Origin of the sequence: Massilia sp. MP_M2, assembly GCF_039123635.1 — a bacterium.
Lineage (GTDB): Bacteria > Pseudomonadota > Gammaproteobacteria > Burkholderiales > Burkholderiaceae_D > Telluria.
In genome coordinates, this window is record NZ_JBCHJF010000001.1 from 430,157 (window position 1) to 454,586 (window position 24,430).

Genomic DNA, 24,430 nt, shown 5'->3' on the forward strand with positions numbered 1-24,430 from the left:
TCAGCGCCCCTACTTCGGCCAGGCCTGCACCGTCTTTGCGTGGCGCGCCGCGCACTCCGCATATTGGCGCAGCAGCTCAATCGCCCAAGCCTGCCACGCGTCGTAGTCGTCGGCGCCTGGCCGCTCGACTGCAGGGCACGGCGCAGCCAGCGCGCTATCGAGGGATGCTTTTGTTGGCGGCTTCGATTGCGGCGTCGAGGTTGCGCACCCGCACAGGGTCAGGCACACAGCCAGCAGGAAGTTTCGGTGCATTGCGCAGCTCCTTGGTGAGCGCCGACATGCGCGGCGCCAGGTTGGATTGAATGGCGGCGAACTCGGTGGCCGCCGTGGTGATGCGCGCGGCGTCGGCCTGCAGCGTCGTCAGCGCCAGCTCGGACTGGCTGCGCATCGTTTCCGCGTGCGCGCGCTGCAGCTCGGCGATCTCGGCGTCGTGCCGCGAGCCGTTTGTGAACCAGCCGGCGGCACCGGCCAGCGTCATCGCCAGCAGCAGGCCCAGGCCGGCGGCGAGCGCGCGGTACTGGACCGGGATCATGGCAGCCCCTTCAAGCACAGCTCGCGCTCGGCTTGGCGCCGGCGCGAGAGGCCGCGCACTTCCTCGAGCCCCTTGCGCATCACTACCTTGCCGCGAGCATCCTTGACCGGCTTGCCGTCCTCACCGATGACCGGCCGCAGGACAGTGATCTTGTTCCAGGCCATCAGCGCATTGCAGGCGCCTACCATGTCGCCCGCGTTCGTGCGCCGCGCCATGCTCGATCCGCAGAAGCCGCTCACGCCGATGTTGTAGGCGACGTCGACGAAGGCCACCTTCTGGCCATCGGTCAGGCGCGCGAGCGGAATGCACTGGGCGATGCCAAACGCGTGCCGCTCAAGGTCGCGGTCGAGCTGCGCGCGGCACTGCGCCGGCGTGTACGTCTTGCCCCAGGCTGCGTTCTCGGTCGCGCCGGTGCAGTACGTGAGCACACCCGCGATGTCGCGATAGGTTGTGAGCTTGGTGTCCTCGAACGGCGGCGTGAACGCGAGCAGTCCGGCTGCAGCGACTGCGCCAACCAGCGCAGCCAGGCCGCCGCGCCGCTGGATGGTTGCGCGCTCAGCCATTGCCGGTCACCGACGGTTGCGCCACCACGCGCGCGATCGCGGCGCCGAGCGAGGTCAGGCCGGCTGCCACCACCAGGATGGGCGCGGTGCCGCTGGCGTACAGGTGCATGCCAGCCTCGATGGCCGAGGCGATGGCAGCCAGCAGCGCGAAGCGTACCGACCAGAGTTTCGGGAATTGCGCGCGTGCGTCTTGGATGAAGTTCATGGTTTTTCCTGTGTTGGGCAATATGGCTTTACTTCGGGGGCCTGCAGCTGCGCGAGGAATTGCGCCAGGCGCACCTCTCGTTCGTGGCACTCGAGCTCGGCCAATCGGCTCTCGCGCGAATTGCGCTGGTGCGTGTACCAGGCATTCAGTAGGAACGTCAGCAGCGCGGTGGCGATGCCGACGATGACGCCGAACTGCGTCAGGGTCATGGAAGTGGCGACGGTGACGGCGGCGCCGGCGTAGCTGCCGACTTCCTGCGGGGTGATCTTGGCCATGCTCATTGATGCCTTTCGGTGGACGTAAAAAAACCCACCGAAGTGGGTTGGGAGATGCAGGCCAGCGGGAAGCGGCTGGGATTACAGCGTTGCAGCGGTGATGAAGAGCTGGTCGAGCGCGCTGTCGTCCAGGCCCAGCGCGGCGCCCATCATCACGACGAGCGGACTGTTGCGGGCAACGACGCTCGAATAGTCCCACTCGATGCGCGCGGCCTCGCGTTCTGGGCTCGGCAGCGATTCAATCGCGGCGTCGACCTGGCCCAGCACGCTGCGCCCCAGCAGGGCCAGGCGGGCCTGGCGCATGCTCACCTCTTGCGGCACGGCGGGGTGCAAAGCCTCAGCCTCGCGCGCTTCGATTTCGGCGAGTTCTTCGGCGGTCGCTTCGCGGTATTCGCCGCTATCAAAAATCAAGACGCTCATTATGCGATCCCTACTTGGTTGCGGTGACCGTAGACCCGCAGCTTTCCGCCGGTAATATTTCCGGAAGCCGGATAAAGCTGGAACCCGGTCAAGGCGCCGGTGTTATTAAAGATTCCGAATCCCGTACCAGACTGCTGCGACAAGGTGTTTGTTAAAAAAACACTCCGGAAGTGCAGACTATTTCGCCCCCCTGAATTCGCGTTAAAAATATCGATTGAGAAAGACGGTGAAGGAGTGGCCCCGCCCATACTTCCACCGCCGGCAATTAAATTAAAAGCGGTGGTAGCAGACGATAAGTCAGCAGCGTTTGGCCCACCGAAATAAACAGAACCGGCCGCAAGCGTTCCGCCCGTAGCTAGTCGAAGATTAAAAGACGCGACCGAGGATGGGACAAGGGCGTCGATAAACTCAATCGTGTACCGGTCATACTCGCTCGTGAAAATGTTAGGGTAGCTAATCGAGGTCACCCCGGCGCTGATCGTAACTGACGCCAAACACACCAGCGCACCGCCGAGTGGCTTGTCGCCTTTGTCGCCCGTGCGCTGGAACGACAGCATCAGCGCATCGCCATTCGTGAACGGGCTGGCCGCGCTGCTGTCCGTGCACACCACCGTGAGGTTGCGGTAGCCGGTCGGTGCGGCCAGGGCCGTGAGATTGAACGTCATCCACTTCGTGATGTCTCCCTGCTTCACCAGCCGGATTGAGCCCTTCACCGCGCTGGTCGAGTCGTCGAAGGTGTCGATCAGCGTGGTGTAGTCCTGGCCAGCCGACGTCAGGTCCACGCGCATCAGGGTCGCGGTATTCTGCGTGGCGCTCGACAGGCGCAGCTTGCCGGCGCCAGGGTCGGCGTCCGTGGTGGTGGTATCGAACACGTACGGGATGGCGAAGGCACCGCCGGCAGCGATGACACCTACCTGCGATACCAGCCCGGCCATTTCGGCGGCCAGCTCGTTCTCTTGCCGCGCGCGCTCGGGCAGCATGTCGATCACGTACGCCATGTTCGCGTCGAACGTTTGCTGGTCCTGCAACTGGTTCGGCAACTGGTTCGGGTCGGTCAGTGCTGTGATCATTGGGACAATACTCCATCAATTTGTAGGGCCATCTTCGAGCGGGGGAACGAGTCGATCACCTTGCGCAGGCTGCTGAACCGCCCGACCAGCATCGTGTCGCCGCGCATGGTCGAGCCCAAGAAGACCAGCGTCTTCTGTCGGCGTTTGATCAGGTCGTCTTCGATCGTTTCGACCCGGTCGCTTTCGACTGAAATATCGACGCTCATTTTTTTCGAGAAGCCGCGTTCGACCGTCGAGCTCGATCCGTCCGTGAAGAACGTCGTGGTCGAGTAATCCTTGAGCTCGGTCGACAGGCCCATCAGCGACAGGCCGACATCGACCGTCGGGCCCAGCAAGCACATGCCACACTTGGGCGCGCCGCCGGGCTTCTTGATCGTGACCGTGACCAGGGCATTGGCGAACACTGGCAGCTTCAGTGTCAAGAACCAAGTGCGCAGCCGCAGCCGGTTGAAGCACCACCCATAGAAGCTGCTGCCCGAGCGCGGCAGCACCAGGCTTTTCGTCTCGCTGTGCACCAGACCGCGCGTCGGGTGCGTCATCGACACGCGCACTTCGCTCGCATCCATGGCGCCGGCGAACAGGCCTTGCGTGATTGCCTGCGCCGAGAACACTGACACGATCTCTTCCGAGTTGCTGGTCTGCGTGCTGTTGCGATCGTCAAACATGGCCCAGCGGTTTATCGCCGTGCGCTTGTTCCAGAACGCCGGGTCGCTCAGAGCCTTGCCGACGTTGCCCGCGACCATCGACCAGTAGACGATCTTTGTCGCCGGGTCGTACACCGCCGCGTCTTTCGCGTAGGTCGTGGCCACGTTGTAAGGCAGCTCAACCATCGGCACATTCGAATACACCAGGCCAGCGCCGGCGCCAACCACGTCAGCAGCGCGGGTGAAAGCACCGTTGCTGGTCTTGATTGGACTGGAAAGGCGATCTCGCTCGAACTGGGGCAGAGCTATACGCAGCGTGAAGTCGACGTTAGCTCCGTTTGGAATCGTCGCGCCAATGTAGCCACCGGCCTTCGTCATGACCGCAGCCGCCAGCTCCCGTTTTCGATCGACGCGTTGCATACGGAGCGGCAGCTCGCTGGGTGGCGGTCGTTCATAGCCCTGCCCTGCCATGTACACGTTGCCGTTGTATTCTTCGATCACCAAGTAGTGCGACTCGACCCCGCTATTCGATCCCGCAACCAGCCGGATAAATACAGAAGAAACCCACGCCTGTCCCTGCGCAGCTGCGGACGAATAGTCGAACCCGTCGGGGAAGATACTGATATTGCCGCGCGCTGTAGCGGTTCCCGCGATCCGTACGTCGACGTAATTCAGGCCGTCCTCAATGCCGACGCCAGTGACGGCAGCGGCGAGGCCGATGACGCTCATAGACAATATCCAGTTCGTGGGCAAAGCGCCTCCATTGCCGATCCCACCAATAACTGCGCCGATCATCGAGTTGTTGCGAATGCGGTTAGTCGCCTCGGGCTCGAGCAGCGCCCACGGCGCTTTGCTCAGGTCGGCGGGATCGTACGTCACACCCAGGGTATTGGCCGGCACCTCGACAAGCGTGCCGGTCCGGTCGTACACCCACTTGGGGGATGGCCGCATGAACGGCACATCCCCCAGCACTACTGGATCAACAATGATCATCAGGCAATCACCTTCGTGGCTAGTGGCTTGTCGCCGTTGAGTGCGTCGTCCAGCGAGCTGGCCGTGTTCATCGTGTTCTTCGCGATCGCATACAGCGCGTCGTTCAGATCCTTGCGCATGCCCCGGTTTTCTTCGGTCAGGCGCTCGACGGCCGCGACCAGCACCGCGCTGTTTTCGCCCGGGCTGGCCAGGCGGCGCATCAGCTCGCGGTTGTCAGCCGCGGGGATGATGCGTTCTCCCTCGTGAATCTGCGCCGGCATGTCGGCGGGCGCATAGTTCGTGCCGACGGCAAACCCGCGCAGCTTCTTCTCGGCGCTTTCCTCGAACGTGTCGCGGATCGAGCCCAGGCTGATGCCGCCCTTGAGCCGGTCGATCCAGTAGCTCAGCCCGGCCGAGTCAGCCGGGCGGCCGAACACGTCCTTGTAGAGCGCCTGGATCTGCGCTTCGGGCGAACCCTTGATCGAGCCGATGATGGCCTCGGTCGAGATTCCGCCGGCGGCCCGGTCCTGCCAGTAGCTCAGCCCTGCCGCATCCGGCGCACGGCCGAGACTGGACTTGTAGGCATCGCTGATCTGGCTGGTGGCCGAGTTGTACGGGTTCGCGCCCGCCGCACCCATCGCACCGCGCAGCGCCTGGATGGCCTGCTCGATCGACAGGCCGATCGTGCTGATGCCCTTCAGGACGTCGATCTGCTCTTGCTCGCGCTCGAGCATCTGGTCGTACTGCGTGACCTGATCTTCCAGCGCCTTCAGGCTGCGCTCTTCTGCCGACAGCGATTTGTCGGTGATGCCAGCCAGATCCTCGATACCGATCCGGGTGGCGTAGAAGTCGCGCAGGTAATCCTCCTGGGTGGAGAACTGGCCCGACGAATCCTTGCCCAGCACCGACAACGCGCTTTTCAGGTCGTCCGCGCTCGGCAGCACACCGCTCGCTTTGGCGATGGCCAGGGCAGTTTGAATCTGCGCCTGCGCCGCCTGGCGGTCCTGCACTTCGAACCCGGTCACCGACATGCTGTCCAGTGAGCCGCGCAGCGCCTGCGACAGCGATTCGATTTTCTGAACCGAAGCGGTGCGCACCGAGATTTCTTCCTGCATCGCCTTCTTCTGCCGCTCGACCACCCGCTGCAGCGCCGAGTACGCGCCATCGACGCCGCTCATCAGCCCCGCCGCATCTGACTTGACCCGATCAGAAGCCTTCGCAGCGGCAGCCGCCGCAGCCTCCGTGGCCTTGGCCGCTGCCTGCAGATCCCAGAGGTTCTGCGTTGCGCCGCGCAGCGCCGGGTCCATCGCGGCCAGGGCGTTGACATGCTGCTGCGACAGCACCGCCGCAGCGCCAGCCTTATCACCAGTCAGCTCGTAAATCTGAGCCTGGATCGAAAGCAGCGAGTTGGCCGTACCGAGCGCAGCGGCTTCGTCTTCCAGCGCATAAACACGCTCACGCAGTGGACGCAGGGACGCGTCCATTTCACCGAGCTCGAGCGCGCGCGTGGCCGCCAGAGCGCCGGCCTTGTCGCCCAGCATTTCCATGATCTGGATTTCCAGTTCACGGTTGCTGTTGGACAGGTCGGTAGCCTTCTCCAGCACGTCCTTGTCAACGTCGGCGATCTGCTTGAACGCCGGAGCGATCTGCATCAGCGCAGCATACGCGCGCGCGCCGGCGTCGGTCGTCAGGTCCAGCCCGGTGACCACGCTGCGGAACTGCTTCAGCGAATCCTCGGCGCCGGTCTGAATTCCGTACTGGTCGAGCGTCGGCGTGATGCGCGCGCGCAGCGAGTCGGCCCGTTCCTTGTCGGTGTAGAAGTCGGCAAGGAACTGGTCGACGCTGGACGTGAATTCTTCCAGGCCACCGGCCAGGCCGACCAGCCGCTCGCGCGCGCCGACCGACTTCAGGCCGACCGAGTCGAACACCATGCCCAGCGAGTCCGTGACCACCGTGACGGCCTGGTAGTTGGTCGCCACGCGGGACAGCGTCTCGAGGTAGCCCTCGCCCACTTTCTGGAACTGGCCCAGGCCATCCACGCCGAATGCAGCCAGGTCGTCGCCCACCTTGGAGAAGACGGCCGACAGTTCTTCCTGGATCTCGGCGCCGGTTAGCCCTTTCAGGCTCACCTTGCCGATGTCGACAACGAACGAACTGAGCTTGGCGGTGAAGTCATCGCCGCCGATGCCGATCAGGCTGCTGGCCTCGATGACGGTCTGGTACAGCGACGTGAGCACGCCGGCGATCTGCCGGTTACCCTCGGCGCCCAGGCCTTCGATCTTGCTGCTCGTGCTGCCGCTGGAGAACAGGCCGCCCGACTTCTTGATGTCGGCATACTGCGCCGCATCGGTGCCGCCGTTCAGGATGCTTTCGAACGACGCCTTCGTCAGCAGGAAGCCGGTGTCTTCCACCGTTTTCTTGCCACCGAAGATGCTGCTGCCGATCTTGCTCAGGAAGTTGCCATCGGCCGAAGCGAACTGCTTGCCGTAGTCGCCGGCCACGCCAGTGGACTGCACCAGGAACGATGCGAATTGGCCGATGCCTGCCTCGATGTTGCGCAGCGAAGCCAGCATCCCGTCGCTGATGCGCAGTCCCTGTAGAGTCGCACCTTCGATCGCGTCAATCGAGTTGGCGATCGATTCCGACTTGGCCGAGCTGTCGCCCAGCACGGTGCCGGTGCCCTGTTTTTCCTGCCGCTGCTGAGACAGTGGGACGCTGCTGCCGCCACTGAACGAGCCGCCCAGAACTGCAGCAATTGCCACTCCAGCTGCGGCCATGCCCCACGGGCCCAGCGCGCCCATGAATGACATATACACACCCGGCACTTTGGCCACGTTGCGCGCAGCCTCGCCAGCGACGACAGCCGTCGTTTCAACTGCTTGCCCCGCAGTAGTGCCGACTGCCTTTGCAGATGTGACGAACAAGTGCGTGTAGAGCGATTCCATCTGGCTCGCCAGCTCGAATGCACGGAAAGCCTTCTCAGCGCCAGAAAGCAAGGCGTAACCCTTACTGCCCTCGGAGAAGAAGCCTTTCGCCGCCGTAGCCATGTCGCCGTAGCCGCTCAAGCGCGACTTCACTTCGTCTTCGTTGATGGCCGCCGTCGCCGCCGCGAAGCCCTTGGAATCCTTGGCATATGCGACTGCTGCAAGCTGCCGTGCCTTATCGACTTCCGCTTGCCGGATACCGTATGCATCCACGGCAGATACCAGCTGGGTCATCGAATCGCCGGCCGCACCGAATGCACCTTTCAGTGCATCGCCAAAGCTCTGTGCCTTCGTCGGGTCCAGAAGGCGGTCGAGTTCTTCGCCCGCCTTCTTGGCTGCGTCCATGCCTTCCATCTTCGACACCGCGCCGGCGCTGCGCTGCTTCGCGCTGATCAGGTTTTCGAGACTCTCGATTTCGTCCAGGGTCAGGCCCAGGGTCGAGCGCTGCGCCAGCTGATCCTGCAGGCGCGCCAGCTCCAGCGCCTCGATCGCCGACTTGGTCAGGCCGTACGTGCTGGCCAGTTCCTCGTTGCGCACGGCCTCGGCCTCAGCATCCTGGGCGCGCTTGGCGTAGACGCTGCTCGTGGCCTCCAGGCCTTTCGAGTAGCTGTCTTGGAAATCGCTCACCTCCTTCAAGGCGCGCAGGCGCTCTTCTTCAGCCTGTTTCGCGAACGGCTGCTGCGCGATGTACGCCTCAACGGTAGCGCGGTAGGCTTCGAGTGACTGCTTGCCGGCGCCATAACCGGCTGACAGTTTGAGGAGGTTCTCCTGATAGTCTGGATCGACACCAGCACTCTTGCCGTTGATGCGGTCGACCAGGTCAGCATATTCCTTTGCCGCTGCCGCCTGGTCTTTGATTGTTTTCGCGGAGGCCGGGTCAGCATACTTCGCGCGCACCAGCTTCTCCATCTCCGGAGGGATAGTGCCGAATTGCTTTTTAAGTTCTGCGAGCTCTGCTGCAAGGCGCTGTGCCCCGGAGCCGTTCTTTGCATACCATTCGTCTAGCCGTTCGCCGCGAGTTCGAAGTGCCGCCTTGGCCACTTCTCCCTGCTGCTCCTCCACGCGCTTGAGAGCGATGTTGTAGTTGTTCGACAACTCAATCTGCTCGAGCTGCAACATCATAGACGTGCGCGCGTCCGCGCCTTGCTGTGCTGCACGGTTTTTGTCGAGTGCCGCCTTTGCGCGGGCAAGCCCGTCCTTGTCGACCTCGCTGATGCCATCGAGCGCCTTGATACGCGGCTCGGTTTCCGCCAACGCGTTTCGCTCCCGCAGCTTCTTGATCTGCTCGTCGAGACGGACGATCATTTCGCCGGTCGATTCTTCAGTCGACTGCGTCGCTTGATCGTTTGCCTGCTCGGCTTTGTTGCCAAAAACTGCCCACGCGGTCGCAGCGATGCCGAGAACTGCGATTACGGCACCGACAGGGCCGCCCAGAGCGGTGAGCGCGGCGCCAGCCAAACCACCAGAAACAGACGCGGCACGTGCCGCCGTCGCTTGCGCGGTCAGGGCAGCAGCGTGGGCTGAGGCGGCTGCCGTCGCACGTGCTTGCGCCGGGATCAGGCCGTTGTTCGTAATAGCGAGCGCCACGTTGCCCTGGGCCGCCAGCACCGCAGCGCGCAGTTCGTTCACTCGCGCCGCGGCCGTCGCCGATGCCGCTGCCGTCGCAGCGACATTCGACTGGGCCGATGCTAGATTGCTCAGCGCGAGAGCGCGGTTCGCCATCATCGAGGCGACAGCGCCTGCAGCAGACGCATGCAGCGCCGTGCCAAGCTTGACGGCCACGACCGTGCCCATCGCGCCGGCCGCCAGGGTCAGGTTGTCAGCAAGAAGGTTGATACTGCCCGACAGGACGGTGACCACCCCGCTCGACTGCGCCGTGGCGCCCACCATCTCCATCACGTTGTTCTTGAGCACGGTGACCGCGCCGCCGATGGTTTCGACCGAACGCGCCTCGTTGCGCAGCGCGCCCAGCGCGCGCGGCAGCGCATTGGCCAGCACCTCAGTCGTCAACTTGCCCTGCTCGGCCATAGCGCGTAATGCGCCCACGGGAACGCCGATACCGTCGGCCAGCGCCTGCATCAGGCGTGGCGACGCTTCGTTGACCGAGTTGAATTCATCGCCGCGCAGTACGCCCGAAGCAAATGCTTGGGACAACTGCAAGATTGCCGACGACGCCTCTCCAGTCGACGCGCCCGAGACTTTCAGTGCCAGGCTCACCGATTCGGTGATACTGGCCACCTGCGCCTGGGCGATGCCCAAGTCGCGCGTGCTCTTGGTGATGCTCGCATACAGGGACGCCGTGGATGACAGGTCTGATTGCGCGGACGTGGCGATGCGGCGCACTGAGTTCTGCGCGTTCGTGAACTCGCTTTGACCAGTCGTGGCCAGCTTAAGCTGAGCCAAGTATTTGCCGTACTGGTCTGAGAGCTGGGCGACAGCGGCGATGCCGCCGCCAAATGCGACGCTGGCGAGCGCGGCGCCGAACCCGCTGATCGAACTGCCAGCATTTCCGGCCGCTTCTTCCGCCGCCTGAAGCTGCTCGATCAGCGGGCGCGCGTCGTCAGCGACACCCAGCTGCTCGGCGCGCAGCGCGGCCAACTGCGACGCGGTTTTCCCGATCCCATCAGCCTGAGAGCGGAGCCCGTCCAAGAAGCTGTTGCCGGCGTCGAGTTGACGCTGCGCCGCAGCCGCCTGAGCGGTTTTCCGGGTGACGGCGTCGAGTTGGTCAAGGTACGGCCGGAGCGCGGTCATATTCAGGCCGCGCGAATTGGCCAGGCTCGCGTAGAAATCTGCCCCGCTCTTCGCGCCAGCATCTGCCGCCGCGGTTGCGCGCTGGATGGATGCAGCCATGGTCAGCGTCGCGCGGTCGACCTTGCCGGCTGCCGTGCCGGCCCCGTCGCCTACTGCACGCATACCGGACGAGCTGCTCAGGTCATCGAGCGACTTACCTGTCCGCTTGGCGGTAGCAGCCAGGTTGTCGAGATTCTTGCCGGTTCGCGCGGTCGATGCATCAATACGTCGCCCGCCCTCTTCCACGCCAGTGGCATCGGTGGTGACCTTGATAATTGCTTCGTTGGTGATTGTGCTCATTCGCCGCCCATAAAAAAAGCCACCTAAAAGGTGGCTTGCTGCTGTTTTCTGCGACTAGTCCGGCAGTTGACTTCAATTATTTAATCGCCAAGGTCCATACACCAACCCCAGCCCTTCATGTAGGCGTCTCTCGCATTAGCTGCCGAGTAGCCAAGCCAAATCAAGTACTGGGTTTGTCCGCCAAGCTTCTTGGTTATCTCTTTTTTATCCATTTTCTTCTGCATATCGCCAACTGCACCCTTCATCTGCTGCTTAGAAATTCCGTGGTGAGAGCGTGCAACATTCCCGGCAGATTCGCATTTGGCCTGCCTTTCAACTTCTTTCGAATACGTTGATGCCGAAGAATTTAGACTCGCCAAGCAGGCGAGCGCTACCAGTGACCTCAATACAGATTGCATATTGCCCCCCAATTTTTCAGGAGGCAATATTACACCAGCACAAACAACCGCCTCTATTTCTAGGGCGGCGGAATCAGTGCTCAACGATCTACAGCAGTGAGCCGGTATTCCTCAGTTCGGCCAAGACGGCAGGCGACCAACGAATTTGCTGAACCATCGTGCCGGAGTTGTGCTTTTTCCCGGTGTCAAACAGTCGAGCATACGCGTGCCCTGCCGGCGTCAACTCCCACGTTTTTTCGCGCCGCTGCTGGAGGCCTGCGGCGGCCAGCGCCTCATTCAATTTCTGCGCACTGACCTTGGACTCGTTTTTCAGTTCGGTCGGGGTGAACCACTGTGTTTCCTGATTTTCAGCGAGTAAGTGCATAGTGCCGAATTCCTTCAGCAGGTTGTGGCCGGTGATCGAACAAACGTACTGGTTCGCGCTGATGGCGGCAACATTCTTATCGAGCCCGAAAGCCCGCGCGGCCCGCATAGCTAGCGGCGCTAGTTTGAGGGCTTGAGCAGCGCTGTCGAGCCTTGATGTTGCTGTCGCACCGAAGCTTCCAGTTTTCCGAATTGAAGGCAAAACCTCAGATGTGACCCACTTCTTGAAGCGCTTGGCCTGAGATTTCGTGGCTCCCAGAATCAGCGCGTACATGCCCGATTCGTTAACATGATTTGCCTGCTGGGTGCGCCCCATGCTGTCGATGGCGTCCAACTTCTGGACGTCATCTGGATCAACGTGGGTATCGACAGCCTGACGGGAATTACCAAAACCGAGCGCCAAACAAAGGTCGCCAACGTTGAAGAAAGGTTCTCCACCTTCCAGCGCCACTCTAATATCGAATTTTTCGAACTTGAATGGAATCAGGCCGCTCATGCTGCACCTCCCAAGACAGGCATCTGATCGCGGTACACATGCCGATGGATTGCGTCAGCCGGATTCGGCGCACGGCCGAAGATCACTGGCTTGCCACGCTCACGACTCAGTGAGCTCATATCCTCCCCAAGCGAAGCCATCGCCCGCTCCCACCGCGCAACCCGCTCTCGGAGATTCTCGGAATACTCCAGCCCCGAGAGCATGGCCAAGATGCGGATCCGGGGGCCGCTGACGTCATGCCCGTCAGCGCTCAGCTGGTCCAGCAGCCGCAATTCTGGCGCAGGGTTCTTCGCGTCCAGCATCATCTTCGGCGTCAAGATGCTTGCAACACCCATCGCCACTGGCTTGGCCGAATCGATTGGGTAGTGATAGCTCTTGATCTGCTTCTTCGCCGGCTTCTCAACCTCGGCGTCGAGGATGTTGAGAACCCATTTGCGGAACGCCTTCGCTTTGTCGGTCCTAGCGAACATCGACAATAGGTGCGCCCCGCGCAGACTGAAAAAACGAATCGCCTGCTTTCCGCCAGCCGTCATTACCCTGACGACCCTTGTCATGGTCGATGTGAATTCGTCGGCGTGCCCGCTGTACAGCTGCTTAACGGCTTTCTCGGGGCTTGCATATTCCAAAGCAAGACCGACCTCGGTGCCGCTCATCCAAAGTTGCCCCTCACGGGTGATCGTTTTGACTTCATGCGCGCCGAAGCTCAACGCACGTTGCATCTTCTTGGTGACTGCTGTAGCATTCATTTCGAATTTCCTTTCTTGGATTTCATCGAAACCCCGATCCCTGCCGCCAAGCTTGATCGGGGTTTTTTTATTGATGGGCATTTCGCTGCGCCTGCGCGGCCTGGCGCGCCTCACTGACGAGCTTGTTAATGGTCCAGTTCACCGAGCGCTCTTCCTTATCTGCAATCTGCTTGAGCCATGCGCGATTTTCCTCGCTCGTACGCAACTGGATCTGAACCGTAGTAGTTTTCATCATTTTTCCTCATGTGTCACCGTGACATGACTGAATCGTATACCAGAGTGATCGCACCAGCAAGCACTTTTAAGTCACCGTGACATTATTTGAAAGATGTCACGCTGATAGTATGCTTCGCCCATGAGCCAAGACCAGAAACCCGCAGTCGGACGTGATTCCGATAAGTTTATGCTCCGCTTTCCTGAAGGCATGCGCGAACGTATTGCTGATCTCGCCAAGGCAAACGGCCGCAGCATGAACGCGGAGATCGTCTCGCGCATTGAGCAGTCTATGAGCCGTGAAGGAGATTGGGAGGAGGTGGTCACCCTCGCCTTCCGCGTAGCACACCTAGAGCTGCAACAAGAATTTAGGCGGATGGAGCTTGCCATCCTAGCGAACAAACTGCTGACGGTCGTCGCGCGCTGTGAATCGTTCGGCGATCACGGAACGGAAGTCCTAAGCAACGAGGAGGCGAAATCGTTTCGAGAAGATGCGGAGCGGTTTGCTACTGGCACCGATGATCTCGAAAAAAACGTATTGGCAAAGCTGGAAAGCGTGCGCACCCTAGGCGCAAAAGTACATGGCATGGAAGTGGGGCCTCCGCTTACTAGCCTCGCCGAGCCCACCAAGGTGGTCAAGCGCATTTCAAGAAAAGCGGCGCCGAAAGGATAGTCAGCTAGAAGGGGGTATCGAATCGATACCCCCTTTGCTTAGCTATTTCGTGCGCATTGCCTGTAGGGCCGCGTCTTCCATGATTTGCAGATCGACATCCAACTCGTTGTACTCCTCGACCGTCAGCCCCATCCGGTCCATCCGGTTGTAGGCAACGAGGAAGTTCAACCCGATCGGGCCGCCCATCGGAGCGAAATTCCACTGCTTGCGCAGCCTGGAAAAGGTGTTGTAGGCCCGCACGTTGTCGGGCCAGATTTCGACAGACGTTGTCACCTCATCCCGAGTCATGCCCGCGATCGCAAGTTCAGCGTCGGTGGGCGCGGCCTCGTACATGGCGGTGGCAACGTCCCTTAGTTTTTTGCGCGGGCGCCGGTCAGTTCGGCCAGGTACACGTCGAGCACGGCGCGGGCCGAGCCCATGTAGCGCTGCACGAGCTTCTCGACAGCGTCCTTGCCGAACGGTTCGTCCAGATCCCAGCCGCTGGCGATATCCATCAGCGCGTCGACGTCTTCAGCGCCGGCCAGGGTTTCCATGAATTCCTTGAAGTCGTCGCGCGTGCGATGCTTGAAGATGAATTCGACGTCAGCCGACTTGCCGCCCGGGACCGGGATCGACACGGTTGCTTTGAAGGTAGCGGCGACTGCCAGGGTGAGTTTTGCTTTTGCCATGATATTTTTCTTTCAGGTAGGGATAAAAAAGGCCCGCGAGGCGCTACCCCGCGGGCTTGGAAAAGGCCAGCGCCGACCATTCGGCGCCAGCTGGCAACACAGATCAGTAGCGAACGACCTTGTTCTGCAGCGAGAAGACGGACTTCACCGCCATCACACTGCCCTTTGCCAGGCTTGGCGACTCGTTGAACGAGCAGTAGCCGGCGTACAGCAGGACACCGCCGCCCGGGAGGGTGCCGCGCAGGCAGGTCAGCGCGACGCCATCCGAGATTTTCTTCAGGGCGGCGTGATGCGGCAGCGACTTGTCGTCGGCGGTCGTCAGCGTGACGGTGGTTGCGGTGAAGCCGTCGGGGAGCATGACCGGCATGTCGCTGTCCAGCAGCGGCACTTCGACGTTTTTGCCATCGCCGCCAGCGATATCGGCGCTGACCACACCGGTGACGGGAGTCCAGGTGGTGATCTTGCGCACGGTGCCGACGCCAGCGCCAGCTGGGAACAGCGACGTGTCGCTCGTGTCCAGGCCTTCCAGCGTGAACGAGGTGCCCGACGCAGCCTTCAGGCGGAACACGCGGCCATTGGCCTTGCTCCAGCCGCCCGTGTATTCGACGTAGTCGCCGGTGGCGAAGGTGTTGGTGGCAGTCGCGACTGCCTCCACCGCGTTGGTGATCGCGGTGATGCTGACGGCAGCGGCGAATGCGGACGCTACAGCGAACGCGATGTTATTTGGCAATTGCATATCGGCCTTTCAGGGGTAAAGCCCGGAAGCCGGGCATGAAAAAAGCCGCCAGATTTCTCGGGCGGCTTGGAGTAAAAACTTGTTTCGTCAACAAAAAAGCATGAAGTCCTGCATGGTTCCGCGGGAATCGGTTTCCTCGTCGTACGTGGACGTCCGGCCGGATACAACTTCGACCTGCAGTTCGGTCGCGGAGCGCAACGCGTCTTCCACCAGCTTGGCGAGCTCAGAAACTTCGGCGCGCTCGTCTGCGCCGGCCCAGCAATTCACCTGCATGCGCACGTGCTGCTTGTCCGGGCGGTCGCCGGACAGGAAATTCATCGGCTCCCCGCCCACCACTTGGTATGTGATGTATGGGGTATCGGTAGACAGCGGCGCCACGTCGGGATAAAGGCGTCCGCCGGCCAGGTGGGCCAGCACGACTTCAATATGGTCTTCGGGGGTCACTTTGCATTCCTTGCGATCTGTTCAGCCAGGGTTTGCGTCATGACGCTAACGGCTTCCTGTTTTTTGCTGTCGTAGGCGGGCCGCATGAACGGATATGCCCGTGTTCGCTTGTTTCCAAACTCCAGATCAGCCACGCGCTGAGCGGCTTGCCGATGGGCCTTCCAGCCAATGGCCCTGCCCGTCTTCTTACTTACTTTTTTGTTCTTGGGCACGAACTTGTGACCGTTCTCGACAAAGCGCCAGTAGAAGGCGCCAGGGCTGGCGGTAGTGCCGCTGCGCACGGTGACCATGTACGCCTGACGCCGATCTCCATCAGAATCCTCTTCCAGGCGCTTGACGATGATGTTGTCGAACAGGATGCCGGTTTTCTTGTTGGCCAGCGAATTCTGCTTTGCCTGATCGCGAAAAACCTCGGCGCCGGCAAAACCGACCGTTCGAAGTGTCGATTCGCCGAGCGCTTCAGTGATAGTTCGCCTTGCAGCCGTCATCGCAGCCTCAAAGGCCGAGGTATCGAAGTCGATCATGTGACCGCCTTGCACACTAGGAACATGAAGTGGGAGTCGCGCCCATCTGGCAGTGCCGACTCGACGTCGTAGGCCTTTCCCTTGAAGAGTACGCGCGCAGCGGTATCAATGTCGGTGCGTCGGCGGATCCGAATCGAGCACTTGACGATTGATACTTCGGCACCGGCGCGCACTACTTCCACACCGCTTGGAAAAAGTACGTTAGCCCACACGGTAGCGATTGACTCCCAGGCGTCCTGGGCCCGAAGCTTGCCAGCGCCGGGCCCAGGACGCTGCAGCGTAATTCGGTCGTTCATGTTCATGCGATCACCACCTCTGGCCACAACAGCCGCTTGACGTGCTCATTCTTTGGCTGACCGCCGGACTGGAAGTGTTCGCTCACGCGCGCCAGGATGAAGCCGGAGATGGCGTCGGGGACGGTCGTGTGGTCCGGCCCGTAGCCGCACCGGATCTGCACCTCGACCGAGTTGACCGAGCGTCCTGTTGCTGGCCAGGCGCGGCCCGGCGCGGCAACAATGAAGCCCGGCTCGCTTTCGCCGTCGACCTGATAGTCCTCAGGGTGGAGCGTCTGCAAGACCATGTCGGCGTCGAAGAACTTCAAGTGCATCACTTGAAGCAGCGGCGGCCGGCGAAGCGCGATCGCGCCGTTAAAGCCGTCCAGCGTCAGGCGCCAAGTCTGCTCCATCACAGCGCGGTTCGTTTCTCCTTCAGCTTCGGTGGTATAGGTCCGAATAGCTCGCTGGATTTCGCCATCGAGGGGCGACGTGCCATCTTCACCGACGTCCACGCGCGCGGCGGTGCGCGCCTCGGCCATCGAAACCGCCAGACCGACAGGAGGACTGATCAGCTTCCAGCTCATCGTGTCGTCCCCTGCACTGCTGGCGGGCGGCCGGCGCCGTGCGGCGCGCCAGGCGCTGCCGGCGCGCGTGCGTACTCGACAGCGGCCGCATCCTGCTGTTTAAGCAGCTCGGTGTTCGGCACGCTCGGAAGTTGCGATGCATCGATCATCAGTTGTCCACCCTGTTAAATTGAAAGGTCCGGTAGAAGCGCTCGCTGTTCGCACAGTCGATGCGCAGGTCGCAGTAGTTGACCCCGGCCGGCAAGGTGTCCATGCCGCCCAGCTTCACCAAGATCAGCGGGCCCTGGATCACCGCCGGCACCAGCACCTCAACGCCCACCGGCAGCGCCAGGACTGCACTCGCTGTCGTGTTGCTGTCGACCAGGTCATTGCCGATATCGCCAACGAAATAGCTCTCGTCGTCGGGATCCTTATCGAGCGCATACACGCCCACCTGTTGCTTGAACCAGATCGTGCGGTCGAACCGCTGGCCATCCGCGCACCTGACGCGGAACGTGCAGAAGTTGACTGCGCCAGGCGCCGCGTTGAACCCGCCCAGCTTGACCGGGATCAACTTACCCTGGATGACAGGCTGTTCGAGCAAAATGACGCCGGCCACGATTGCGACAACTGACGTCGCAGTCGTGCCGCGCTCGGCCAGGTCGATCGTCACATCGGCCACCCAGTAGCGCTCATCAAGCGGGTGTTTTTCGCTCCACCACTTCCCCGCTTCGAGGTACGGTGTGTTTGGTGTGACACCTTCCGGCTTGCTGCCGAACGCTACCACCCGCGTACCGCCGGGGAACTTGACCGTGCGTGAAGCTGCTATTTGGGTGGCGATCACTTGATCCTGCGTGGGTGGTTGTGCAACTGTGGACGGCTCGGCGGGTGCCAGGTACGCGACGCCGCCCGTCGTTGCGGAAGCGAGATAGGCTGTCATCAGGTCACCTGCACAGAACCGTTGAAGTGAATACCCGCAGGGCCCTCGATCGTAATGTGACCGGTGCCACCAGATGCGAGCGTTGAATTCACAACGAACGACAGCACGCCTGTCGTGTTGTCGGTTGTCTCGGTCGCCGACTGGTAACGCGGAACCGTAGTCGCGTCCGGGCTAGGTTCATCATGGAACGAAACCCGCAAGCCGGTCAGGCCCGCAGCCAGGACCACGTTGCCGTTTCCGTCCGTGCCGCTTGCCAGGGCCAACGAAACCGTACGCGGCGTGAGGGCCGGCTGTGGCTCGATAACTGCTGCGCCGTCGATTACCGCTTGCATCTTTGGCAAATAGCCCGTGGCCGCTTTCGCATTGCCGGGGAAATTCGGGTGCAGCCCGTTGTCGTTGCTGTACTGCCCCCCGTTGCCGCTGCTGTCCATGCCCGGCTGGTACTCGGCACCCAGGTCGATCACGTGTAGCTTGGTGTCGGAATTCTTGGCCAGCGCCGCCGCCGTAATTGCCGCGCGCGCGTAACCACCAGCCGGCACCATCAGGAAAATCCGCGCGTTCGGGGCAGCAGCGCGCAGCGTGGTGATCACTGTCTGAATGCCTGCTGATGTCGGCGTGCCATTCGCACCGTGCATCACGCACACATAATCGGGCTCAGGCGAGAATTTCCCATTCACCAGGCGCGATCGTCCCGCCGAATAGAGCGGGATGGCGGCATTGAGCGCCGGCACATTGCCGTTGCCGGTTTTTTCGTAACCCTGTGCGCTGTAACCGATCTGCCCGTATTCGCAGCCCAGGCCCTGCGCAATAAATGGCACCACGGTATGAACCGCCGAGTTGCCGCCAGGGTTCGCTGCACCGTTGACGATATAGCCTTCGGTGATCGAGTCACCGAAGAAGATCATGCTCTTGCTTCGCACGGCGGGCGCGCTGAATGTCGCGCCCGTATCGAGCGTGAAGCCCATGAGCCGCAACGCCGAAAGCGGGGTCGTCCAGCGATCGCCGATGTTGACGTCGACCGCCCGGAAGTACATTTCCAGCGTGTGTGCGCCCGAAGACAGCCCCGTAACCGCCACGTTTGGCGATCCGCTGGACAACTGGGTGTCGGTGACGAACTTCCCATCAATGACCGTTCGGACGATTGGATACGAACCGCCAGCAACGCTAGCCGCCGAGAACGCCGAAATGTCGAACTTGGCTGTAACACTGGTCCCGGTGAAATCGAGTTTTGCGTACGCGCCGGGAGCATTTGCGCTTTTGTATGTGCCGCGATCATCCCAACCGTATGGCGAAAATACAATGGCCGCATCGTTGTACGCGACCTGCGTTGGCCCCGACGACATGACCACATTGAACGCATTCGAGTTGACCGACTGCGAGGCCGTGTCAGTCGCGCGAACACGAATGCCGGTCGTCGTGCCGATGGCAGCGATGGTCCCACTGATAATTCCGGTTGCCGCTGCGATGCTCAAGCCAGCCGGCCAGGCAGTGCCGGACGGACTCGCGCTGTAGGTCAGCGCGTCGGTGTCTTGAAAGTAACCCCGCATATCGACCGGCGTAATTGCCGTTCCCGCCTGTCCGCCGATCGCCGGAATAGTGCCGGTGAATGTCGGTGCGTTGTTCGCAGACGATGGCGTCACGCTATTTGATGCGGCCGATTCAGGGCCATAGCCCACTTCGTTCTGCGCTGCCAGCGTGAAGGTGTAGGCAACACCATCGGTCAGGCCCGCCACTGACACGGGCAATCCCGTTGACGTTGCAGTGACGCCGCCAGGTGACGAAGTGGCGCGGTATCCGGTGACTGCGCTGCCGCCATTGCTGACCGGGGCCGTGCCGCCGACACTTGCGGATTTGCTGCCGCCGACCGCCGTACCAATGGTTGGCGCACCAGGCGCAGTGATAACTGGTGCGGTGCCTAGCGCCGCGCCTTGAAGGCTCAAGGTTCCCGTACTAACAGGTTGAATCTGGACCGTGAGGGTCTGCCCTGCCGAAGCTGCAGAGTAATCGATGAGATACTCGGCCGTGCGCGGATCAGGACCACTCACATAAACGAACGACGTGTCCACAGCTTGCGCGGCACTGCCGTCGGATAGCGTGGCCGTGACTTTGATTCCGCTGCCGGCGTAGATGCCGCCATAGACCCGCAGTCGCCGCTCAGTCGTATCCGCAGGCGCCGTGATTGACCATCCGTTCGACGGCCCACTGGAAATGATGTAAAACCCGCCTTGCGTCGATCCGCTGGTCGGCGCTGTGCCGTCCGTGTAGTTGAATGTCGGCCCGGTAGAGCGCGCATACCCCACAGCCCCAGGTGAGCCGGATAACTGAGCAATAGCCAGAGCAGTGGCGTTTGCTTTACTCAACGGCGAACCACTATCGGGATAGGCAAGCCAGTCGGCGCTTCCAAGCGTGGTGAAGTCGTAGCCCAACCCGCCCGACGCGGATACTGCCAAGGTGAGTTTTGCCATCTTCAGTCTTTCATTAGCACCCAGCTGGCGGCGCCAGCTCGATTGTTTTCATTCGCCCGCGCCGCTCGTACATCACCGTGGTGACGCCGAGTTCGCGGAGCATGTTCATTGCCGCTGCATGCGCGGCTCGATCAATCTCGCCGACCGCACCGTGCAGGTAGGCGACTCGGTCAGACAGGTGCGTGATCTGGAGGATTGCCCTGTATGGCCGACGTGCCTCATAGCCGCCAGGCTCGTCGTACAGGCGGATGGTGGAATCCTTGCGGGCCATATGCAGGTGGGTCATCGCTAGAGCTTTCTCTTGGCGCGGCAACAGGTCTCGCGAGCATGTGGCTCACAAGACGTGCGCCGGAGATGCGGCAGGCTACTTCGCTGGTTTTGCGGCTTTGGCGTCTGCCTCATACGGCTTTGCCACTTTTCCGTCCGTCAGGATCTTGGCCTGATCGGCCTCGAAGCCGGCGACGTCGCCTGGACTGTAAATTTTCCAGGGCTTGATAAATTCGACAGATTCCACGATGGAGTTCCTTGATAAATGGTTGGCCGACCTGCAGCAGCAGGCCGGCAGTCAGGCCGCTTTAGGCGCCCCAGGTAACCGCAGTCAGAATTGCGATCGATTCGACGTGGCGCGGGCCGAAGTCGTGCTTCGCGATGACGCGCACCAGCGTTTGATCACGCTGGAAGGCGCTGACGAGATTGCCGCCTTCGTCCTTGTACGTCGCTTCCTTCGAGTAATCGATCAGAAGCGTTTCGTCTTCGCCGATGAAGCAGTCGTTGAAGTCCACGAAGTAGATTTCCGACTGGTTCGAGCCGGCGCCCAGGTTGTTCGGAATCTGGGTCGTCTTGCCGACTGGATAGCCCTTGAGGTTCCCATCCTTCATCTCCGGATAGACCTTGTTGCCGTTGCCGTCGCGCAGGCCTTCCAGGAAGCGGAACGAACGCGGCGACATGATCCAGCCGGGCGCGCCCATGTTGGCGTTCACGTTTTCCAGAGCCAGGATCAACTTGTTCAGATCGTTTTCGATCTTCTGCAACGTGTCACCAGCGGACGCCGCGAACTTGAAGCCAGCCAGCGCCCAGGCCAGCAGGCCTTTCGGGGTTTCCAGGGTGCCGTCGTCGCGGATGAACGCCTTGTCTTCGCGCGAGCTCATCGCTCCGGTCAAGTCATCCACCACCAGCTTGTCGACGTTCGGGCTCGTACCGGCGTACGCCAGCAGGTCGTTCGAGATCGGGACCAGGCCGGTCAGCTTCTTCGCTGACAGCTTCAGGTTGTCGAAGGTTTGACCAGTCACACCGATATCCGAATCGCTGCCGGTGTAGCCAACGACTGCGCCCCCCTTCAGGCGCGGCAGGGTGATGTTGCCGTTCGTGAGCGGCAGCGTGCGCGCGCCGAGGCGGCGTACAACCGACTGAGGACGCCACAGCTCGATCACTTCGCGGGCCATGTTTTGCGGGACGAGGACACCGCCGGCGCCAGGCGTCAGGGTATTCAGTGCCATCGCGACGTCTTCGCCGAAGTGATTGTCCATCGCAAACTTGGCGGCTACCTGCTGGTTGCCTTGGGCGACAACCAGTGCGCGCACCATGCGCGACATACCGGTACCGGGCACGCTTGGCATGCGCGGCGTCGCCGGCATGCTTGCAGCGGCCGCTGGCGGCGCTGCTGGTTGGTGGATCGCCGACAGAGCACGATCGACAGGCACGGCAGCAGCAGCGGCCATGCTTTCGGATGCTTCCATGCGGGTGATCTGCGCGGTCAGCTCGCCGAATTTGGTTTGCAGACCGGTGAACTCGACCAGCTGCTCCGCGGTCAGTTGACCGCCGCCGGCTTCGATCAGGGCCAGGGCTTGCACGCTGGCGTTGACCTTGGCGCGTTCGCTGCGGAGTTCGTTAATGGTTGGCATATTGCCTCTCCTAGAATGGAAAAAACCGCCTCGAGGGCGGCTTGGTTGCTTGTCCCGCGAACGCGGTCAAATTTGGGTCTGGAGCGCCATTGCTTTTGCGCGGGCGCCGATGGATTGCTTCGAATTGCGGGAGACGCGCGCCTCGCGCGCTTGGGCGGCGATGCGGTCAATGGCGGCTTGGGGCGTCTCGATACGATCGGCGAAGCCAACATCGATACCCTGCTGCCCCATGAACACGCCAGCCTCGGTGCTGCGCACCGCATCAGCGCCGATGCCACGGTAACGAGCGACCGAGTCAACAAACTGACCGTAATATCCCTGCACCATGTCGTTCAGAAACTTGAGTGACTGGTCAGTCAGGGGCTCGTGCGGACTCAGGTCATTCTTGTGCGCGCCAGCGTAGACCGTCGTCACCTTCACGCCCATTTGCTCGTTTCGTGCCGAGACATCCATGTGCTTGGCGATCACACCGACCGAACCGACGCCGGAGGTGCGCGACATGGAGACGTTGCCGATCGCAGACGCGATCAAGTAGCCGGCCGAGTAAGCGCTGTAGTGCGTGATCGCGCTCATCGGCTTGACGCCGCGCGCTTCGAAGAGGAAATCAGCCAGCTCGAAAGCGCCGACGGTGCTGCCGCCAGGGCTATCGATGTCGAAGGCGATTTGTTCAACAGCGGGATCCGCGAGCGCGGCACTGACCTGGCCACGCAACTGCTCGTAGCTGGTCATGGTTTCGCACGGATTCATCTGCATGCTGCGGCTCACCAGCACGCCATGCACTGGGATAATGGCCACGCCAATATCGGCAATCATCTGACGGCGCGACGACTCGGCTCGCATTGCGGCCGTTTCGAACGGGCCGCTATCGTCGTCCATCATCTGCGGCTGCACGCCGTTGAGGCTCAGATTGACGATGTTCAGGCTCATTTGCTGATTGGCCCAGGCAGCAGCCTGGTCGAGCATCGACTCGGTCACCATGAGCGGCTGATTGAAAATCATGCCGGCGATACGGAAACGGTTCTTCATGCAAGGATTCCTTCAATTTCGGCGACTTGCTCGGCGCTCGCCTTCGCGGGCGTGACCGGCAGCGGCTTGGCCGCGTCGACCATGTTGAGCGGCTGCAGGTAGGTGTTGCCACCCTTGATCGGGGGCAGGTTTTCCAAGCGACGGATGTCGTTCACGGACAGCCATCCCCACTGACGGGCTACCGCGTATGCGGCATAGCGCGATCCTTGATCGCCGCGCAGCAGGCCGGAGACGTTGAACTCGATGTAGTACTCATCCCGCTCGCTCGGGAGCAGCAGGTCGCGCATCATTGCCTGCTCGTGCCGCTTGATCCAAGGCAGCAGCGTGTAAATCACGAACTGGATCGCCTGGTGCTCGATGTTCGAGAACGTGGCCTTGTCCAGCTCGCCGATCATGTGCGGCGGCACCTTGTAGATGCGCGCGATATCGAGGGACGTAAGCTTCAGGGCAGGGATCAACTCTGCGTCGACGTTGGTCATCGACAGGGGCTTGAAGGTCATCCCCTCCTGTAGCATGGCAACGCGCTTGGCGTTGGCGCTGCCACCGTACATCTGCTGCCAGCGGTCAGTGATTCGATCGATGACGCTCTGGTCCTTGATCGGCGACGACTCGCGCGGGCGCTCGATCACACCAGACAGCGCGGTCCCGTTCAGGAACGACTTGCCGGCGTACTGTTGGATCGCCTGGGCATGGCCGATGGCGTTCGCGTGCAGCATGATCGGCGACATGCCGACGTAGTTGTTCAGACTCCACCACCGGACGTGATGCACCATCCGCTGCGGGATCGGCGTCTGGCCATCGATGCGGTAGTACGGCAGTAGGTCTGGCCCCTTAAGCACCTGCACACTTTCCGTATCGACTGGATACAGTCCGGTGACCGTGCCGTCGCCATCACGGCCGATCAGGCTGATCGAGTTGCCCCGGGTACCGGCCTTCAGCTGACTGTTTTCGCGATATTCGAACGGCGTCTGCCACTCGTTCGGGGCATACGCCAGGATTCGGTAAAGCGGGTGATCCTTGGCTGGCTCGCGACCACCGTCCTTGGTGCGGCGGAACAGCTCGAGCGGCAGTTGCGCAATGCTTTCCGCGATCAAAGTCACGCAGGCCTGCAGCGAAGTCAGCGTGAGGGCCGACTCGACAGTCACCAGCGGTCCCGCATCGGAGCGTGCCCCACCTAGGCCCGACAGCCAGCTGCCGCCGCCGGCGCTAACCTGCGGGCTAAAAAACTGTTTGGCGAACATCCG

At 61.7% G+C, this 24,430-nt stretch carries 28 protein-coding genes; 1 reads left to right on the forward strand and 27 read right to left on the reverse strand.

The annotated features are described in order from the left end of the window. Positions 1 to 154 precede the first annotated feature (154 nt). From RCH14_RS01895 to RCH14_RS01950, 12 genes are all read right to left on the reverse strand, one after another. Positions 155 to 532, reverse strand: a complete 378-nt coding sequence (locus tag RCH14_RS01895; protein WP_343024463.1) for a hypothetical protein — start codon at positions 530 to 532, stop codon at positions 155 to 157. Beyond that, on the reverse strand, positions 529 to 1,095 hold the full coding sequence (locus RCH14_RS01900) for a lysozyme (protein WP_343024464.1): 567 nt from the start codon (positions 1,093 to 1,095) through the stop codon (positions 529 to 531). Before RCH14_RS01900 ends, RCH14_RS01895 begins: the two co-directional genes overlap by 4 nt. Further along, the gene (locus tag RCH14_RS01905) at positions 1,088 to 1,300 is read right to left on the reverse strand and encodes a hypothetical protein (protein WP_343024465.1); all 213 of its coding nucleotides are present in this window, start codon (positions 1,298 to 1,300) and stop codon (positions 1,088 to 1,090) included. The genes RCH14_RS01900 and RCH14_RS01905 overlap by 8 nt, the downstream gene beginning before the upstream one ends. Next, the gene (locus RCH14_RS01910) at positions 1,297 to 1,575 is read right to left on the reverse strand and encodes a holin (RefSeq protein ID WP_343024466.1); all 279 of its coding nucleotides are present in this window, start codon (positions 1,573 to 1,575) and stop codon (positions 1,297 to 1,299) included. Before RCH14_RS01910 ends, RCH14_RS01905 begins: the two co-directional genes overlap by 4 nt. 81 nt (positions 1,576 to 1,656) lie before the next feature. Next, positions 1,657 to 1,995 (reverse strand): hypothetical protein, encoded by a 339-nt coding sequence (locus tag RCH14_RS01915; protein WP_343024467.1) that lies wholly within the window; start codon positions 1,993 to 1,995, stop codon positions 1,657 to 1,659. Then, complete coding sequence (locus tag RCH14_RS01920; RefSeq protein ID WP_343024468.1) at positions 1,995 to 3,065, reverse strand: hypothetical protein; 1,071 nt, start codon at positions 3,063 to 3,065, stop codon at positions 1,995 to 1,997. The genes RCH14_RS01915 and RCH14_RS01920 overlap by 1 nt, the downstream gene beginning before the upstream one ends. Beyond that, positions 3,062 to 4,702, reverse strand: coding sequence for a hypothetical protein (locus RCH14_RS01925; RefSeq protein ID WP_343024469.1), 1,641 nt, complete (start codon positions 4,700 to 4,702; stop codon positions 3,062 to 3,064). Before RCH14_RS01925 ends, RCH14_RS01920 begins: the two co-directional genes overlap by 4 nt. After that, positions 4,702 to 10,755 carry a tape measure protein gene (locus tag RCH14_RS01930; RefSeq protein WP_343024470.1) on the reverse strand — a complete coding sequence of 2,018 codons (6,054 nt, stop codon included), beginning with the start codon at positions 10,753 to 10,755 and terminating at the stop codon, positions 4,702 to 4,704. The genes RCH14_RS01925 and RCH14_RS01930 overlap by 1 nt, the downstream gene beginning before the upstream one ends. 80 nt (positions 10,756 to 10,835) lie before the next feature. Then, positions 10,836 to 11,237, reverse strand: coding sequence for a hypothetical protein (locus RCH14_RS01935; RefSeq protein WP_343024471.1), 402 nt, complete (start codon positions 11,235 to 11,237; stop codon positions 10,836 to 10,838). A gap of 4 nt (positions 11,238 to 11,241) precedes the next feature. Beyond that, a complete protein-coding gene (locus tag RCH14_RS01940) occupies positions 11,242 to 12,012 on the reverse strand; it encodes a BRO family protein (protein ID WP_343024472.1) in 771 nt (256 codons plus the stop codon). Beyond that, positions 12,009 to 12,839 carry a Bro-N domain-containing protein gene (locus RCH14_RS01945; protein WP_343024473.1) on the reverse strand — a complete coding sequence of 277 codons (831 nt, stop codon included), beginning with the start codon at positions 12,837 to 12,839 and terminating at the stop codon, positions 12,009 to 12,011. Before RCH14_RS01945 ends, RCH14_RS01940 begins: the two co-directional genes overlap by 4 nt. Next, on the reverse strand, positions 12,826 to 12,993 hold the full coding sequence (locus tag RCH14_RS01950) for a hypothetical protein (protein WP_343024474.1): 168 nt from the start codon (positions 12,991 to 12,993) through the stop codon (positions 12,826 to 12,828). Before RCH14_RS01950 ends, RCH14_RS01945 begins: the two co-directional genes overlap by 14 nt. A gap of 120 nt (positions 12,994 to 13,113) precedes the next feature. On the opposite strand from RCH14_RS01950, the gene RCH14_RS01955 reads away from it, so the two are divergent. Continuing rightward, positions 13,114 to 13,644, forward strand: a complete 531-nt coding sequence (locus RCH14_RS01955; protein ID WP_343024475.1) for an Arc family DNA-binding protein — start codon at positions 13,114 to 13,116, stop codon at positions 13,642 to 13,644. 42 nt (positions 13,645 to 13,686) lie between these two features. Here the strand turns inward: RCH14_RS01955 and RCH14_RS01960 are convergent, their stop codons facing one another. From RCH14_RS01960 to RCH14_RS02030, 15 genes are all read right to left on the reverse strand, one after another. Further along, complete coding sequence (locus RCH14_RS01960; protein WP_343024476.1) at positions 13,687 to 13,977, reverse strand: DUF1799 domain-containing protein; 291 nt, start codon at positions 13,975 to 13,977, stop codon at positions 13,687 to 13,689. Between the two features lie 17 nt (positions 13,978 to 13,994). Further along, on the reverse strand, positions 13,995 to 14,312 hold the full coding sequence (locus RCH14_RS01965; RefSeq protein WP_343024477.1) for a phage tail assembly chaperone: 318 nt from the start codon (positions 14,310 to 14,312) through the stop codon (positions 13,995 to 13,997). Between the two features lie 103 nt (positions 14,313 to 14,415). Further along, the gene (locus RCH14_RS01970; protein ID WP_343024478.1) at positions 14,416 to 15,048 is read right to left on the reverse strand and encodes a phage tail tube protein; all 633 of its coding nucleotides are present in this window, start codon (positions 15,046 to 15,048) and stop codon (positions 14,416 to 14,418) included. A gap of 87 nt (positions 15,049 to 15,135) precedes the next feature. After that, positions 15,136 to 15,492: a DUF3168 domain-containing protein gene (locus RCH14_RS01975; RefSeq protein WP_343024479.1), complete on the reverse strand. Its 357-nt coding sequence runs from the start codon at positions 15,490 to 15,492 to the stop codon at positions 15,136 to 15,138. Further along, entirely contained in the window at positions 15,489 to 16,016 is a 528-nt protein-coding gene (locus RCH14_RS01980) for an HK97 gp10 family phage protein (RefSeq protein ID WP_343024480.1), read from the reverse strand. Before RCH14_RS01980 ends, RCH14_RS01975 begins: the two co-directional genes overlap by 4 nt. Then, positions 16,013 to 16,318, reverse strand: coding sequence for a phage head closure protein (locus RCH14_RS01985; RefSeq protein ID WP_343024481.1), 306 nt, complete (start codon positions 16,316 to 16,318; stop codon positions 16,013 to 16,015). Before RCH14_RS01985 ends, RCH14_RS01980 begins: the two co-directional genes overlap by 4 nt. Beyond that, complete coding sequence (locus RCH14_RS01990) at positions 16,315 to 16,875, reverse strand: hypothetical protein (protein WP_343024482.1); 561 nt, start codon at positions 16,873 to 16,875, stop codon at positions 16,315 to 16,317. The genes RCH14_RS01985 and RCH14_RS01990 overlap by 4 nt, the downstream gene beginning before the upstream one ends. Beyond that, entirely contained in the window at positions 16,872 to 17,024 is a 153-nt protein-coding gene (locus RCH14_RS01995) for a hypothetical protein (protein WP_343024483.1), read from the reverse strand. Before RCH14_RS01995 ends, RCH14_RS01990 begins: the two co-directional genes overlap by 4 nt. Next, on the reverse strand, positions 17,024 to 17,794 hold the full coding sequence (locus tag RCH14_RS02000) for a hypothetical protein (RefSeq protein WP_343024484.1): 771 nt from the start codon (positions 17,792 to 17,794) through the stop codon (positions 17,024 to 17,026). Before RCH14_RS02000 ends, RCH14_RS01995 begins: the two co-directional genes overlap by 1 nt. Then, positions 17,794 to 20,259: a GDSL-type esterase/lipase family protein gene (locus tag RCH14_RS02005; RefSeq protein WP_343024485.1), complete on the reverse strand. Its 2,466-nt coding sequence runs from the start codon at positions 20,257 to 20,259 to the stop codon at positions 17,794 to 17,796. Before RCH14_RS02005 ends, RCH14_RS02000 begins: the two co-directional genes overlap by 1 nt. A gap of 13 nt (positions 20,260 to 20,272) precedes the next feature. Continuing rightward, positions 20,273 to 20,545, reverse strand: coding sequence for a hypothetical protein (locus RCH14_RS02010; protein WP_343024486.1), 273 nt, complete (start codon positions 20,543 to 20,545; stop codon positions 20,273 to 20,275). A gap of 78 nt (positions 20,546 to 20,623) precedes the next feature. Further along, positions 20,624 to 20,773 (reverse strand): hypothetical protein, encoded by a 150-nt coding sequence (locus RCH14_RS02015; protein ID WP_343024487.1) that lies wholly within the window; start codon positions 20,771 to 20,773, stop codon positions 20,624 to 20,626. 61 nt (positions 20,774 to 20,834) lie between these two features. Further along, positions 20,835 to 22,160 (reverse strand): phage major capsid protein, encoded by a 1,326-nt coding sequence (locus RCH14_RS02020; RefSeq protein WP_343024488.1) that lies wholly within the window; start codon positions 22,158 to 22,160, stop codon positions 20,835 to 20,837. A 66-nt stretch (positions 22,161 to 22,226) separates the two neighbouring features. Then, positions 22,227 to 23,186: a S49 family peptidase gene (locus RCH14_RS02025; RefSeq protein WP_343024489.1), complete on the reverse strand. Its 960-nt coding sequence runs from the start codon at positions 23,184 to 23,186 to the stop codon at positions 22,227 to 22,229. Beyond that, a complete protein-coding gene (locus tag RCH14_RS02030; RefSeq protein WP_343024490.1) occupies positions 23,183 to 24,427 on the reverse strand; it encodes a phage portal protein in 1,245 nt (414 codons plus the stop codon). The genes RCH14_RS02025 and RCH14_RS02030 overlap by 4 nt, the downstream gene beginning before the upstream one ends. Positions 24,428 to 24,430 lie beyond the last annotated feature (3 nt).